The following is a 14,471-nucleotide window of genomic DNA, read 5'->3' on the forward strand; positions in this document are numbered from 1 at the left end:
TTGAATAAATCCTCTTTGTAAGTTTGTTGTGGAACGCTTCGTGCGTTGGGCGGCAGGCCCGGTCAAGCGGCCGGTGTCAGAAGACTTTTTCGCCGTTTCCAACTCATTCGCACGAAAGGTCGTCCATGAAAATGAAGAGGGTTGTCGCCTGTATGTTTGCCGCGCTGTCGGGCGTGGCCGCGTCGCAGGCGATCGCGCAGAGCACGCCGACGCAGTTCAGCTTGCTCGAAGCCACGGTGCCGCAGATGCAGGCCGCCATGCAGTCGGGCCTGCTGTCGTCGGAACAGTTGGTGAAGATGTACCTGGCGCGGATCGCCGCTTACGACGACGCCGGTCCGGCGCTGAATGCCTATCTGCATGTCAATCCGCAGGCGGTGTCCGAGGCCAATACGCTGGATGCGCTGCGCTTCGCGCCAGGGCGGCCGGTGGGACCGCTGCACGGCATTCCGGTGGGGCTGAAAGACATCATCGACACCGGAGACATGCCGACCACCGGCGGTGCGGTGGGCATGGCCGGCTCCATTCCGTTCGACGACGCCTTCATCACGCGCAAGTTGCGCGCGGCCGGGGCGGTCATTCTCGGAAAGCTCACGCTCACCGAATTCGCGAACTTCGTCACCAGCGGCATGCCGGCCGGTTACAGCTCGCTCGGCGGCTACGGTTTCAATCCCTATGATCCGGTGCCGCTGCCGGGGGGTGACGGCCGGCCGCGGCTCAGCCCCAGCGGATCGAGTTCCGGCTCGGGCATCGCCACGGCGGCCAATCTGGCGGCGGTGACAATAGGCACCGAAACCTCCGGTTCCATCCTGAGCCCGTCCAACGCCAATGGCATCGTCGGCATCAAGCCTACCGTGGGTCTGGTCAGCCGCGACGGCATCATCCCGATCACCGCGGATCAGGACACGGCGGGTCCGATGACCCGCACGGTGACCGATGCCGCCATCGTGCTCGGCGTGATCGCCGGGTACGACCCGAACGATCCGGCGACCGAAGCCTGCCTGGATGAAGGCAAATGCCTCAGCGACTACACGCCCTTCCTCGACAAGAACGCGCTGCAGGGCGCGCGTCTCGCGGTGCCGCCCTTCCCGAACAACCGGGCCGATCTGATGAATGCGGCCATCGCGAAGATGCGGGCGGCCGGCGCCACGGTGGACCAGATTCCGGCGCTGGCCTCCATCGGCGTGCCGGGCATCCTGAACTACGGCCAGAAGCGCGACGTGAATGCCTATCTGGATACGCTGCCGGACACCTTTCCCATCCAGTCCCTGGCCGATCTTATCGCCTTCAACCAGGCGAATGCCGGCATCGCGCTGAAGTACGGCCAGACTTCGTTCATCGCTTCCAATGCGCTCGACATCAGTCCGGACAGCGCCGACACGGCGACCTATATCGCCAATCGTGACCTGGGCTACGAACGTTCGCGCGGCATCATCAACGGGGCGCTGAACGGGCCGGACGGCATCGAGGGTACCGAGGACGACTACGACGCCATCGTCTATTCCGGCAGCGGCAGCGCCGGCACCTGGGCGCGCGCCGGCTATCCGTCCATCGTCGTGCCGCTGGGCTTCGTCGAATCGAATGGCGTACCCATCCCGTCCGGCATTTCCTTCGCCGGCCGCGCCTTCGGCGAGGCGAAGCTGATCGCCCTGGGCTATGCCTTCGAACAGCTCAATCAGGGTCGCGTGCCGCCGTCCAGTACGCCCGCGCTGGTGAGCGATGTCGTGAAACTGGGCGACGTGAATGGCGACGGCTCGGTCGACAGCGCCGACATTTCCCTGGTGAGCAAGCGCCTGAACCAGCCGGCGACCGGCCCGTACGACAAGGCCGACGTGGATCGCGACGGGCGCATCACCGCGCTCGACACGCGCCGCATCACAGCGCTGTGCTCGCGTGCCCGCTGCGCCACCAAGTGAATCATCGATCTTTCATCTCCAGACAGAGGACCTCCATGAAATTCCTTCGCACCCTGCTGCTTTCCGCGTCGCTGCTGTCCGGCTTCGCGCACGCGCAATCGCTGTCCGTGCTGCCGTCGGCAACGGTGGTCGGCGTCGGCGACACCTTCACCGTCGATCTGGTCGTGTCCGGGCTGGACGGCTCGCTGGCGATCGGCACCTATGATCTGGATCTGGGCTTCGATCCATCGGTCGTGCGCCTGTTCGGCGTGAGTTTCGGCAACGGGCTGGATGTGCTCGAACTGGGCAGCCTGTTCACGGTGTCGTCCTCGGGTTTCGGTTCGCTCAACCTCTATGAGCTGTCCTTCGACACCCCGGACGACCTCGCGCTGCTGCAGCCGGACAGTTTCACGCTGGTCACGCTGAGCTTCAAGGCACTCGCGCAAGGCGTAAGCGGACTGTCGCTGGGCGTCAATGCGCTGGGCGACGCCTTCGGTGACGCCCTGCTGCCCGCGGTACTGCCGTCCAGCGTCACCGTGGTGCCGGAACCGCATGCCTACGCGCTGCTGCTGGCCGGCCTCGGGCTGGTCGGACTGGCGCGCCGGCGCGCCTGATCCGCCCGCGCGGCCTGTGCTTGCCCCGGCGACATCGGGTTCGCAGCCCGATGTCGCCTTTCTTCTTTCTGGCGATGCGCAATGCCGCCTGCTCCGGCATCATTCCGAAGTCCTATACTTTGCGCCCGTCATGTGCAGCCAGCAGGTCCTGTACATGCTTCACGCAAAGGGTCCGGCCGCGCGAGGGCGTACCCCGGATCGGAAAAGACTGCCTCGGGAGGATGCGATGAATTGCCAGAAGTGCGGACATGAGAACCAGACGGGCGCGAAGTTCTGCGCGGCATGCGGCGCCAGCCTCGATCCATTCGCCGCGTCTCCGCCGGTCGCGCCACCTGCGGCGAGCCAGCCAGGGCGCGACGAGCGGCCGATGATGAGCTTCGGCGATGCGATCACCACCTGCCTGCGCAAGTACGCGGATTTCAACGGGCGTGCCACGCGCGCCGAATACTGGTGGTTCTACCTGTTCACGGTGCTGGTCGGCTGGGGCAGCGGCATCGTGGACGGTTCGGGGACGCTGCCCCTGCTGGTGAATCTCGCGCTGCTGCTGCCCACGATCGCGGCCGCGGCGCGGCGGCTGCACGATACCGGCCGCAGCGGCTGGTGGCAGCTCATCGCCTTCACGGTGATCGGCCTGATTCCGCTCATCTGGTGGCTGGCGAGTGAGGGCGACGACGGCGCCAATGCGCATGGCGCACCGGCCGCGGTGACCGGATGAGCGGATGCCGCACGCCTTCGGCAGCGCGGCATCGGGGACGGAACCGCCCGACCCGGTCGTGCGCAGCGACGGAGATCCCGTCTCGCCCGTCAAGGTGCGACATAGAACGAAGGCAGCCGGCGTATCAACTCGTCGACCACGGCCGGGCCTGAGCAGGAGGCCAGCCTGTCCAGATCGGCGTTCTGTATCGGCGCATAGCCCATGCTCCAGCGGGAGAACAGGCGGGATCCCGCAAGTTCGCCTTCGTGCAGTACGCGGAATCCGGTGTGGCGGCGGTCGGTTTCGATCAGCCCTCCCATGACAACGACGTCCGTACGACGGCCTTCGAGATACTGACAGATGCGACGTCCGTCGAAGAGGAGCATGCCGGTCAATCCGCGCTGCGGATTCTTTATCCTGCCGACCGGACGATGTCCGGAATGCACTCGAACGGGGCATCCGGCGCGAGCTTGCTGACATAGACAAGTTGGTAAGGGATCAAGGCGAGACTCCGGCTGACGGTTTCCCACTGTAGTGAGCCGAGCGGCTTTACCGCAATATCAAATGACATATGCGGCGCGAAATGTGATCCGGCGGCTCAGCGATGGCATCATGCGGTCGCCGGGATGCGTCCGGTCTGCCCGCCCACCGCCATGAAGTCTGAAATCGCCTGTAACCAATGCCCGCTTCGCGCCTTGCCCGCCTTCGCTTCGGTAACGCCGGAGCAACGCGATTTCATTCAAGGCATGAAGGTTCGCGAGCGAAGTGTTCCGGCCCAGGCGCCCGTGCTCCGGCAGGGCGACAAGCGCAGCGAACTCTATACCCTGCTGACTGGCTGGGCATTCCGTTATCAGACGCTTGCCGACGGGCGCCGGCAGATACTGAATTTCCTGCTGCCCGGCGATTTCATCGGCTTGCAGGGCAATCTTCTCGATGTCGAGCGCACCGGCGTGGAGGCATTGACCGATGTGACCCTGTGCGTTTTTCCGGGTGACGCGCTGTGGCCGTTGTTCCGCGCCCATCCTGAACTGGGTTTCGATGTCACCTGGCTGTGTGCGCATGAAAAGTTGCTGGTCGACGACAATCTGGTGAGCGTGGGGCGTCGCAGCGCACTGGAGCGGGTGGCGATGCTGCTCATACACCTGTTCAAGCGGGTGCGCGCGCTGGGTCTGGCGGATGGCGACAGCGTGCCTTTTCCGCTCACCCAGCATCATGTGGCAGACGCGCTGGGGCTGTCTCTGGTGCATACCAACCGCACACTCAGGCGTCTGCATGCGATGAAGATGCTCCATCTGGAACGTGGTCGCCTGACGCTGGGTGCGCTGGCGTCCTTGCAGTCGCTGGCCGACTATGAGGCCCGCGAGCTGGAAGATCGCCCGCTGATCTGACGCGGCGGGCGGTTTCTTCCGGCCGGGCGCAAACAGGCATGTATCGGGTTCATTGGCGTCGTGACAGTGTGCATCGGAGGCCGGCAAGATGAATCGTGAAATCGGGCGATGGATCATGAGCGTCAGCGGATCAGGGCATGCGGCCTGCGCCGTTCGCGCCGGTGGACGTCCGCGAAGGCGGGCCTGTGCAACCGGTCCGTCGCACGCCGGTGCGGACGAGCGTGAGCGTCATGGTGCAGACGGGGTGTTCCGATGACTGATCGCGACCGTCGTCCGGAGCCCGCATCGCCGCGCCCGGGCAACCGCCGCCCGATCGCCGCCCGCTCCGCCGGCTGGGCGCAGCATGCGGCGGCATGGCTGGCACGCACCCGGGTAACGCCCAACCAGATTTCCGTGTTCAGCATCGTGTTCGCGGTGGTCGGCGCGCTGCTTTTGCTGCGCTGGCCCACGCTGGTCGGCCTGGTCGGCTGCGCGCTGGCCATTCAGGGGCGCCTGGTGTGCAATCTGCTCGATGGCATGGTAGCGGTCGAGGGCGGCAGGAAATCGCCGCTCGGTGCGCTGTACAACGAATTCCCGGATCGCATCGCAGATTCGCTGTTCATCGTGGCACTGGGATACGCGTCCGGCATGCCGGCCTGGGGCTGGTCCGGCGCCCTGGCGGCCGCGCTGACCGCCTATGTCCGGCTGGCGGGCGGCGCGCTCGGTCTGGCGCAGAGCTTTCGCGGTCCGATGGCCAAGCAGCACCGCATGGCGGTCATGACAGGCGCCTGCCTGATCGGCGCCGGAGAACAGGTATGGGCGGGAAGTCTGTGGTCCTTGAAGGTTGCCTGCGTGACGATCGCGCTCGGTTCGGCACTCACCTGCGTCACCCGCACGCGCGACATCGCACGCCAGTTGCAGGACGCGGAGCGCGCATGCTGATTTCCGCGCTGCTGATCGGTCTCACCCGCGCGCTGGTCGGCGCTGCGCCGCGCTGGATGGGCAGCGTGCCGACGGCTGCACAGCGCATCTATTTCGCCAACCATTCCAGCCATATCGACACCCTGGCGCTGTGGTCGGCCTTGCCGCGCGCGCTGCGCCGACGTACCCGGCCGGTGGCCGCGGCCGATTACTGGAATGCCGATCCGGTGCGCCGCTGCATCGCGGTGCGCGGGCTGAACGCCGTATTCATCGAGCGCCAGCGCAGCGAGGCGACGAAAGACCCTCTGGCGCCGCTGGCTGAAGCGCTGGACGCAGGCGATTCGCTCATCCTGTTCCCGGAAGGGACGCGCAACCTGCAAGCGCTGCCGGCGCCGTTCAAGGCCGGCTTGTTTCACCTGGCCGAGCGCTTTCCCGATGTCGAACTGGTGCCGGTCTATCTCGAGAACCTGCACCGCTGCATGCCCAAGGGCAGCGTGTTTCCGGTGCCGCTCATCTGTACCGTGCGCTTCGGTGCGCCGCTTGCCCGCATCGCCGGTGAAACCCGGGCCGATTTCCTTGAGCGCGCACGGCGCGCAGTGACGGAGCTCGCATGAGTGCGCAGGACACCTTCAACGGGCTCATGGGCGGCATCGTTGCCGTGCTGCTGCTGTCCTCGCTGGTGGGCTGGACGCTGGCGCGTCGCGCCGGCAGCGAGTCCGCCCGCGCCGTGGTGGACAACCTGAATGCACGCATCAAGGCGTGGTGGGTCATGGTGGGCGTTTTCGCGGTGGCCTTCGTGCTCGGCCGCACGGCCACCCTGCTCATGTTCGCGCTCATATCCTGGTGCGCGCTGCGCGAGTTCATGACGCTCACGCCCACCCGGCCGGGCGACCATCGCGCGCTGTCGGTGTCCTTCTTCATCGTGCTGCCGCTGCAGTACGCCCTGATCGCGGACCAGTGGTATGCGCTGTTCTCGATACTGATCCCGGTCTATGGTTTTCTGCTGCTGCCTTCTCTGTCGGTGCTGGCGCAGGACACGGAACACTTTCTCGAACGCGCGGCGAAGATTCAGTGGGGCGTCATGCTGACGATCTACTGCATCAGCCATGTGCCGGCGCTGCTCTTGCTCGACATACCGGGCTACGAGGGACGCAATGCGCTGCTGCTGTTCTACCTGCTGCTGGTGGTGCAGTTGTCCGATGTGCTGCAGTACGTGTTCGGCAAGCTGTTCGGCCGGCGCAAGGTGGCGCCGGCAGTCAGTCCGTCGAAGACGGTGGAGGGGCTGATCGGCGGTGCGCTGTCGGCCACGGCCATCGGTGCCGCCATGTGGTGGATCACGCCGTTTACGCCCGCGCAGGCGGCCGCCATGTCCGCAGTCATCGTCGCGATGGGCTTTCTCGGCGGACTGGTGCTGTCGGCGGTGAAGCGCAGCCTGGGTGCCAAGGACTGGGGCAGCATGATCCACGGCCACGGCGGCATGATGGACCGCATGGATTCGGTCAGTTTCGCGGCACCGGTGTTCTTCCATGTCACGCGCTATTTTTTCACCTGAGTCTTCACCTGAACGGCTTTCCGCTTCTTCCCGGGTGAGGCCGGGCGGGTCTGTCCGTCGCTGACACGGTGGCGTAGCGATCCGCTGCCACACTGCGAGCCTCTTCCTCCTCCACAGCGATGCGCTGTGAGTTGATGGCGGCGGCCTGCGGGTCGCCGCCGTTCTTTTGCCCGGTCCATGCGACGTCAGGTCTTGCTGCCCTCGGCGCGTGTCCTGTCCTCCATCAGTGCGCGTTCGCGCGCGTTCCGTGTCAGTGCAGCGGCGTCGCGGAAGGCAGCGCTCGCTTCCGCATGGCGGCCCAGCCGTGCCAGCAGTTCGCCGCGTACCGCCGGCAGCAGCGCATAGTGCTTCAGCGCCGGTTCGTCGCGCAGTGCGTCGGCAATGTCCAGACCTGCCTGCGGGCCGAAGGCCATGCCGACGGCGACCGCGCGGTTCAGTTCCACCACCGGTGAGGGCGCCACCTGGGACAGCGCGTCATACAGTGCGGCGATGCGCGCCCAGTCAGTATCCTCGGCGCGTGCCGCGCGCGCGTGGCAGGCGGCGATCGCCGCCTGCAGTGCATAGGGACCGAAGCCGCCGAGCGCCGCGGCGCGTTCCAGCGCCGCCAGGCCTCGCCGTATCAGCAAGCGGTCCCAGCGGCTGCGGTTCTGCTCCAGCAGCAGTACCGGATTGCCGTGCGCATCGGTGCGCGCATGCAGGCGCGAGGCCTGGATTTCCATCAGCGCCACGAGACCGTGCACTTCGGCTGCCGCGGGCGCCAGTTCGGCCAGCACGCGTCCCAGCCGCAGCGCTTCTTCGCACAGGGCCGGACGCATCCAGTCCTCGCCGGCGGTGGCCGCATAGCCCTCGTTGAAAATGAGGTAGATCACCTTGAGCACCGCGTCGAGCCGGCGACCCAGTTCCGCCGCATCCGGCAGGTCGAAGGGCACGCGCGCCTCGGTCAGCGTGCGCTTGGCGCGCACGATGCGCTGCGCCAGCGTGGCCTCCGGCACGAGGAAAGCGCGCGCGATGTCCGGCGTGGACAGGCCGGCCACCAGCTTGAGCGTGAGTGCGACCTGGGCGTCCACCGACAGCACCGGGTGGCAGGTGATGAATATCAGGCGCAGCACATCGTCGCCGAGCGGATTGTCGAAGCCGGCGTCCGGTGGCGGCGGCGCGCCGTCCTGCATCTGCGTCTCGATTTCCCAGGTCAGCGCATCCGCCTTGGCGGCCTGCATGCCGCGATGACGCAGCAGGTCCAGAGCCCGGTTGCGCGCGGTGGTGGTGAGCCAGGCGCCCGGGTTGTCCGGCACGCCCTTCACTGGCCACTGTTCGAGCGCGACGACCAGGGCGTCCTGGGCCAGTTCCTCGGCAATGCCGACATCGCGCACCAGCCGCGTCAGTGCACCGATGATGCGCGCCGATTCGATGCGCCAGACTGCGTCCAGCGTACGATGCAGGTCGCCGCCGGCCGCCATGCTCAGCGCGTCCCGGCGTCGAGCGCGCGGAAGCGGTCCATCGACCCTGAAGGTTCGAAGTCGTCCAGTTCGAACACCTGCCTCACCTCGATTTCGGTGTCATTGCCTGCGCCCGCGGGATTGGGGAAGCGCCGGCTCCATTCCAGCGCCTCCTCCCGCGACGCCACCTGGATCAGCGTGTAGCCGGCGATCATTTCACGGGTTTCCGCGAACGGACCGTCGATCACGCTGCGCTGCGTCCCGCGGTAAAGGATGCGCCAGCCGCGGCTGCTCGGTTGCAGTCCGTTGGCATCGAGCAGGGCGCCGGCGCGGGCCAGCTCTTCGTGATAGCCAGCCATCGCGGCCAGCAGCGCTTCCTCCGGCATGGCCCCCGCTTCGCTGTCGGTGGTGGCTTTGACGATGATCATGTATCGCATCTTCTGTCTCCCGGTGTGGCGCGGGTTGCGCCGTTCCGTGCACGACGCGCGGCCGGGTGCCGGATCGACAGTGCCGGCATGCCGGCGCTTGCCGTCACCCGGAGCGCGGCTAGCCCTCGAAGCAGGGAGCGAAGTGGCGCACTTCCACCGTGGCCCAGGAAACCGCCGGACAGCGTGCCGCGATCGCCAGCGCCTGTTGCCTGTCCTCGGTGTCGAGGATGAAATAGCCGCCGACCAGTTCCTTGGCTTCGGCGAACGGACCATCGACGATTTCGGTCCGCCCGTTGCGTTCGCTGAGCCGGGTGGCTACCGTGCTCAGGGATTGCGAACCCATGAGCAGTCCCTGCGCGGCCAGGCCTTCGCCGAAGGCCATCATCTGTGCATACAGATCGCGGCCTTCGGCTTCACTGCGGGTGGCACGCTGGCCGACCGGTTCGATGATGAGCAGCATGTGAGGCATTCAGTTCTCCTTGCTGTTGCAGTCGGGTCGGAGAGTGGCCGCGCGGGCGAGCAGTTCTTCCGGCGGCACCTCGCGCACGCGCGTGGCGATCGCCCACTCATGGCCGTTCGGATCGCGCACCCGGGCATAGCGGTCGCCCCAGAACATGTCCTCCGGCGCCATCAGGGGAGCGGCACCGGCGGTCACTGCACGCGCGTACCAGGCGTCGACGTCCTCGACCTGCAGGTGCAGCACGACCGGGCTGCCGCCCAGGGTGTTCGGGTCGCACACGCACCACTCGGGCTGTGCGTCGACCAGCATCACGACCGAATCGCCGATGCGCACCTGGGCATGCAGGATTCTGCCTTCGGCGCCGGGCAGGCGCATCAGTTCGATCGCACCGAATGCGCGCCGGTAGAAGTCGATTGCCGCCGAGGCTTCGCTGCAGACGATGTGGGGCGTCACGGTGTGCAGGGCGTCGGGCCGGGGCGGGAAGTGGGTATCGTTCATCGGGATTCTCCGGTAACGGGTTCGCGCCGCGGACGCGGCATGTCCGGTACGACGGATGACGGCGCACGGTTTCGACATCCCGGTGCGCCGCGCACGACCTTCATGCGCCGACGGCCTGGCCTATCAGGGTCTCGAAATCCTCCGGCGGCAGCGCCCGGCCGAACAGCCAGCCCTGGAAGCAGGTGCAGCCGTAGCCGACCAGAGCGCTGCGCTGCGCTTCGCTTTCCACACCTTCCGCGATCACCTTCAGTTGCAGCGCCGAAGCCAGCGCGACCACCGCGCGCACGATGGCGGCGCTGCGCTCGCCACCATCCAGCGACTGCACGAAGCTGCGGTCTATCTTGAGTTCGTTGATCGGCAGCTTCTGCAGATAGCCCAGCGAGGAGTACCCCGTGCCGAAGTCGTCGATGGAGAAGCGCAGGCCGTGTCCACGCAGCCGCTGCATGACCGCGATCGCGCCGTCGACGTCGCCCAGCAGGATGGACTCGGTCAGTTCCAGCACGATACGGTGCGCCGGTGCGCCGCTGTGCTGCAGGGCGCCCAGCACCTGATCGGCGAAATCGTCCTGATAGAGCTGGGCGGCACTGATGTTGATGGACATCGACAGGTGGGCCATGTGCGGTTCGCGCGACCAGCGCGCGAGCTGCTGCAGTGCCTCCTCCATCACCAGACGGCCCAGGGCCGGCATCAGGCCGGCGCGTTCGGCCACCGGGATGAACTGGCCGGGCGGGATCTGTCCGCGTTCGGGGTGTTCCCAGCGCACCAGTGCCTCGGCCGACGCGATGCCGCGCCCGTTCTCGATCTGCGGCTGGTAATACACGACGAACTGCTTTCCGGCGAGGCCGGCCCTGATTTCGTCCTCCAGGCGCAACCGGGCTGTCACCGTTTCCTGCATCACCGGATCGAAGAACAGCAGTGTGTTCTTGCCAGCCTGCTTTGATTCGTACATCGACAGATCGGCACGACGCAGCATTTCGTCGATCGACAGACCATTGCCGCTGAACATCGCGATGCCGATGCTGGCGCCGATCTGTCGGGTCTGTCCGTCCAGAACATAGGGCCGGTTCAGTGCCGTCAGCATGGCCGAGGCGATGCGCTCGGCGTGCTGGGCGGCGTCCCCTGCGTTGTCCGGAAGTTCGGTCAGCAGCACCACGAACTCGTCGCCACCGAAGCGCGCAACCGTATCGCTTTCGCGCACCAGGTCGCGCAGCCGGCCGGCCGCCTTCTGCAGCAGCAGGTCGCCGTTGTGATGGCCGAGCAGATCGTTCACGTTCTTGAAATCGTCGAGATCGATGAACATCAGCGCGCCGTGCTGGTTGTTGCGTGCGCTGTGTGCCATGGCCTGGCCCAGGCGGTCGGACAGCAGGCGGCGGTTGGGCAGGCCGGTGAGCGGATCGAAGAAGGCGAGGCGGCGGATTTCATCCTCGGCCGCCTTGCTGAAGGTGATGTCGGTGAAGGCGGCGACGAAGTGCGTGATCAGTCCCTGCGCATTGCGCACCGCGCTGATGGACAGGCGTTCCGGGAACACCTCGCCGTTGCGCCGGCGGTTCCATATTTCGCCTTCCCAGGCGCCCTGCGTGTGGAGTGCCGCCCACATCGCCCGATAGAAAGCGTGGTCATGGCGTCCGGATGACAGCAGCCGGGTGCTCTGGCCTATGGCCTCTTCGGGCGGAAAGCCGGTGATGCCGGTGAATGCCTTGTTCACACGCAGGATGACGCTGTGTGCGTCGGTGATCATCATGCCCTGCTGCGATTCGAAGGCGATGGCGGCGATGCGTCTTTCCTCCTCCAGTTCGACCCGGTTGGTGATGTCGCGCAACAGGACCACTGCCGCCCGCCTGCCTTCGAACGGCGCTTCGAGCGCGCGTGCGCGCGCCTCGAATACACGCGGTCCGTGGGGCGTGTCGCGCACATACTCGAGCACCTGGGTGCTCGGGCTGTCCAGCGTGCGACGGATGAAATCCATGAAGGCACGGGCGATGTCCGGCGGCAGTACGTCGGGTACGTGTCGTCCTTCCAGCACTTTCGGCCCGCTGTCCGCCAGTGCGCTGTCGGCAGGCGCGTGTACCTTGCGATAGCAGCCGTCTTCGTCGACAACCATCAGCACGTCGGGAATGGCATCGGTGATGGCGCCCAGTCGCGCTTCACTGGCACGCAGCGCGTCCTCCACGCGTCGGCGGCGGTCGAAATCGAGCAGCAACATGCCGAGCAAGACGGTTGCCGGTACCAGGGTCAGCAGATAGATCCAGAACAGTTCGTCCTGTATGCGCTGCGCGTAGGGCGCCGGAAAGAGCTGGAACAGCAGCAGCGCCAGCACATGTACCACGACACCCAGGACGAGGAAGGCGGCGAAGCCGGCGCGCACCCTGCCGCTGCGCATCAGATGGCGCAGGGACAGTCCGGCCAGTGTCGACATCGCGATGACCGACACGCCGATCCACGCTCCGGGGCCGCCGATGGACAGCCGGTAGGCCATGTTCATGGCCGCGGCGATGAGTGCCGGCAGCGGTCCGCCGAAAACGCCCGCCATGGACAGCACCACCGAACGTCCGTCGAAAATGACACCGGGCGCCAGTGTGATCGGCATCATCATGCAGAGGATGCCGAGCAGGCCGAAGATGAGGCCGGACGATACGGCGCGGATCCGCGGCCGGCTGTGCCACAGACGCGAATTGAAGCCCTGAAGCATCCCCAGCGCCAGAATCAGCGCGGTGGCCTTGATGAGGTCCAGTGCCATCCTTTGATCAAGCCCTTGCGTACAGGAGGAAATACTGCGGCGCCATGCCGGTTATCGGCAGGCCAGGGGGCAAGGTTAATGCAAGGCGTGTTCCTGCGGTATCGCTGAAACATCCGTGCGCTTGCGCCGGTGGCGACGAGCGCTTACGCTCGCCGGCCGTTCGTCCGGTCGCCCGCGCGACCTCGCCCCGTCATGACCTCTTCCGCCCTCGGCCTCGACTTCGGCACCTCGAATTCGACTGCCGCCATCCACGACGATGACGCCCTGCGCCTGCTTCCGCTGGAAGATGGCAAGGCGACGCTGCCGTCAGCCGTGTTCTTCAATCTCGACGAGGACAGCACCGCGGTCGGCCGCGCCGCACTCGCCGAGTATCTAGAGGGCTACGAGGGACGCCTGATGCGGGCAATGAAGAGCCTGCTCGGCAGCAGTCTGATGGATGCGGGCACGGATATCGGCGGGCGCCATCTGGCTTTTCGCGACCTGATAGGCGGCTTCATCCGCGAACTGAAGGCGAGGGCGGAAAGCGCGGCGCAGCGGCGTTTCGACCAGGTGGTTGTCGGACGGCCGGTCCGCTTCGTCGATGACGATGGCGAGGCGGATGCGCTGGCCGAAAGCACGCTCGCCGACATCGTGCGCAGGGCCGGGTTCGGGGAGGTGAGCTTCCAGTTCGAACCGATCGCCGCCGCCCACGCCTTCGAACAGCAGGTGGACCGCGAATCGCTGGTACTGGTGATCGACATCGGGGGCGGCACCTCCGATTTTTCGCTGGTGCGTCTGTCTCCCGAGCGGCGCGACCATGCCGATCGCAGCGCCGACCTGCTGGGCAATACCGGCGTGCATATCGGCGGCACCGATTTCGACAAGCGCCTGTCCCTGTCCGCCGTCATGCCGGAACTGGGCATGGGTGGCGTGCTGACGAGTGGCGCCGTGCTGCCCAACAGTACCTACTTCAACCTGGCCACCTGGCACACCATCCATCTCGCCTATCGTCGGGATGTGTTGCCCGGTCTGCAGGACATGGCGCGTGACGTGGTCGACGGGCGGCGCTTCGGCCGCCTGTTGCGCGTGCTGCGCGAGCGCAGCGGGCATCACCTGGCCATGCGTGCGGAGGCGGCGAAGATCGCGCTGTCGGATGCCGGACTCGTGCCGCTGGACATGGATGTCGCCGAGGAGGGACTCGTCGTGCAGATTCCGCGCGCGCAGTTCGAAGTCGCCATCGATGGCGAAGTCGCCCGCGTGTGCGATGCGGCGCGTCAGTGCGTGCAGCAGGCCGGTATCCGGGGCGATGAGGTGGATACCCTGTTCTTCACTGGCGGCTCCAGCGGCGTGCCCGCACTGCGTCGAGCGCTGTCCGCCTGCTTTCCGCGGGCGCGCGCGGTCGAGGGCGATCTGTATGGCTCGGTCGGCTGCGGCCTCGCGGTGGTGGCGCGCCAGCGCTACGGCGGCTGACATTCATCGCGCGATCGTGGCGTAGCGCACGCCTGTCGCAGCGGCCGGCGGCCGCGATGGGGCGGATGCGGACCGCAGGCTTTGTTTGAAGCCGCATCGCGGGCAAGCCCGCTTGTATGTTCTGCCGTGGCAAGCGTAGGAATAGCTTGTCGGGCGGAGGGACCCAGTCCGGATCTGACGGCAAGCACGTACAGACAGTGGGAGAGATGTCCCGCCCTCACCCAAGCACCGATCAGGAATCCATCGGACCGTGACCGCGGTACCGTCCATCCCCCTGCAAGCCAGTGCTGTGGTGAATCCCGACAAGCCTTTTGAACCTTAGTCTGGAGGATCCCATCGTGACAAGTCAGAACGAGGCAGTGTGCTTTGGCATCGACGTCTCCAAGCACTGGCTGGACATCGCCGAGCACCCCAGCGCGCAGG

Annotated in this window: 14 protein-coding genes; 8 read left to right on the forward strand and 6 right to left on the reverse strand. The window is 66.5% G+C overall.

From position 1 onward, the window contains the following. The first annotated feature begins 125 nt into the window (after positions 1 to 125). From A3Q7_RS20100 to A3Q7_RS20980, 3 genes are all read left to right on the forward strand, one after another. Positions 126 to 1,913 (forward strand): amidase family protein, encoded by a 1,788-nt coding sequence (locus A3Q7_RS20100; RefSeq protein ID WP_018413267.1) that lies wholly within the window; start codon positions 126 to 128, stop codon positions 1,911 to 1,913. Between the two features lie 35 nt (positions 1,914 to 1,948). After that, the gene (locus tag A3Q7_RS20350) at positions 1,949 to 2,506 is read left to right on the forward strand and encodes a cohesin domain-containing protein (RefSeq protein ID WP_018413268.1); all 558 of its coding nucleotides are present in this window, start codon (positions 1,949 to 1,951) and stop codon (positions 2,504 to 2,506) included. 226 nt (positions 2,507 to 2,732) lie between these two features. Next, entirely contained in the window at positions 2,733 to 3,221 is a 489-nt protein-coding gene (locus A3Q7_RS20980) for a DUF805 domain-containing protein (protein ID WP_018413269.1), read from the forward strand. 89 nt (positions 3,222 to 3,310) lie between these two features. On the opposite strand, the gene A3Q7_RS20120 is transcribed toward A3Q7_RS20980, so the two are convergent. Then, positions 3,311 to 3,646 carry a BLUF domain-containing protein gene (locus A3Q7_RS20120; protein ID WP_269745091.1) on the reverse strand — a complete coding sequence of 112 codons (336 nt, stop codon included), beginning with the start codon at positions 3,644 to 3,646 and terminating at the stop codon, positions 3,311 to 3,313. A gap of 300 nt (positions 3,647 to 3,946) precedes the next feature. Between A3Q7_RS20120 and A3Q7_RS0117795 the strand changes: the two genes are divergently transcribed. The 4 genes from A3Q7_RS0117795 to A3Q7_RS0117810 all read left to right on the forward strand — a co-directional run bounded on the left by A3Q7_RS0117795 (position 3,947) and on the right by A3Q7_RS0117810 (position 7,040). Next, on the forward strand, positions 3,947 to 4,588 hold the full coding sequence (locus A3Q7_RS0117795) for a Crp/Fnr family transcriptional regulator (protein ID WP_018413272.1): 642 nt from the start codon (positions 3,947 to 3,949) through the stop codon (positions 4,586 to 4,588). Between the two features lie 252 nt (positions 4,589 to 4,840). After that, positions 4,841 to 5,509 carry a CDP-alcohol phosphatidyltransferase family protein gene (locus tag A3Q7_RS0117800; protein ID WP_018413273.1) on the forward strand — a complete coding sequence of 223 codons (669 nt, stop codon included), beginning with the start codon at positions 4,841 to 4,843 and terminating at the stop codon, positions 5,507 to 5,509. Next, on the forward strand, positions 5,503 to 6,102 hold the full coding sequence (locus A3Q7_RS0117805; protein WP_018413274.1) for a lysophospholipid acyltransferase family protein: 600 nt from the start codon (positions 5,503 to 5,505) through the stop codon (positions 6,100 to 6,102). Before A3Q7_RS0117800 ends, A3Q7_RS0117805 begins: the two co-directional genes overlap by 7 nt. Then, positions 6,099 to 7,040 (forward strand): phosphatidate cytidylyltransferase, encoded by a 942-nt coding sequence (locus A3Q7_RS0117810; protein ID WP_018413275.1) that lies wholly within the window; start codon positions 6,099 to 6,101, stop codon positions 7,038 to 7,040. The genes A3Q7_RS0117805 and A3Q7_RS0117810 overlap by 4 nt, the downstream gene beginning before the upstream one ends. A gap of 185 nt (positions 7,041 to 7,225) precedes the next feature. On the opposite strand, the gene A3Q7_RS0117815 is transcribed toward A3Q7_RS0117810, so the two are convergent. The 5 genes from A3Q7_RS0117815 to A3Q7_RS0117835 all read right to left on the reverse strand — a co-directional run bounded on the left by A3Q7_RS0117815 (position 7,226) and on the right by A3Q7_RS0117835 (position 12,599). Further along, a complete protein-coding gene (locus A3Q7_RS0117815; RefSeq protein WP_018413276.1) occupies positions 7,226 to 8,497 on the reverse strand; it encodes an RNA polymerase sigma factor in 1,272 nt (423 codons plus the stop codon). 2 nt (positions 8,498 to 8,499) lie between these two features. Next, a complete protein-coding gene (locus tag A3Q7_RS0117820; protein WP_026224989.1) occupies positions 8,500 to 8,913 on the reverse strand; it encodes a YciI family protein in 414 nt (137 codons plus the stop codon). Between the two features lie 109 nt (positions 8,914 to 9,022). Further along, positions 9,023 to 9,373 (reverse strand): YciI family protein, encoded by a 351-nt coding sequence (locus tag A3Q7_RS0117825; RefSeq protein ID WP_026224990.1) that lies wholly within the window; start codon positions 9,371 to 9,373, stop codon positions 9,023 to 9,025. Further along, positions 9,374 to 9,862 carry a VOC family protein gene (locus A3Q7_RS0117830; protein ID WP_018413279.1) on the reverse strand — a complete coding sequence of 163 codons (489 nt, stop codon included), beginning with the start codon at positions 9,860 to 9,862 and terminating at the stop codon, positions 9,374 to 9,376. Between the two features lie 100 nt (positions 9,863 to 9,962). Then, entirely contained in the window at positions 9,963 to 12,599 is a 2,637-nt protein-coding gene (locus tag A3Q7_RS0117835; RefSeq protein WP_018413280.1) for an EAL domain-containing protein, read from the reverse strand. Between the two features lie 192 nt (positions 12,600 to 12,791). Between A3Q7_RS0117835 and A3Q7_RS0117840 the strand changes: the two genes are divergently transcribed. Continuing rightward, positions 12,792 to 14,048, forward strand: a complete 1,257-nt coding sequence (locus A3Q7_RS0117840) for an Hsp70 family protein (protein WP_018413281.1) — start codon at positions 12,792 to 12,794, stop codon at positions 14,046 to 14,048. The last annotated feature ends 423 nt before the right edge of the window (positions 14,049 to 14,471 follow it).

The organism is Methyloversatilis thermotolerans (genome assembly GCF_000372885.1).
Classification (GTDB): domain Bacteria; phylum Pseudomonadota; class Gammaproteobacteria; order Burkholderiales; family Rhodocyclaceae; genus Methyloversatilis; species Methyloversatilis thermotolerans.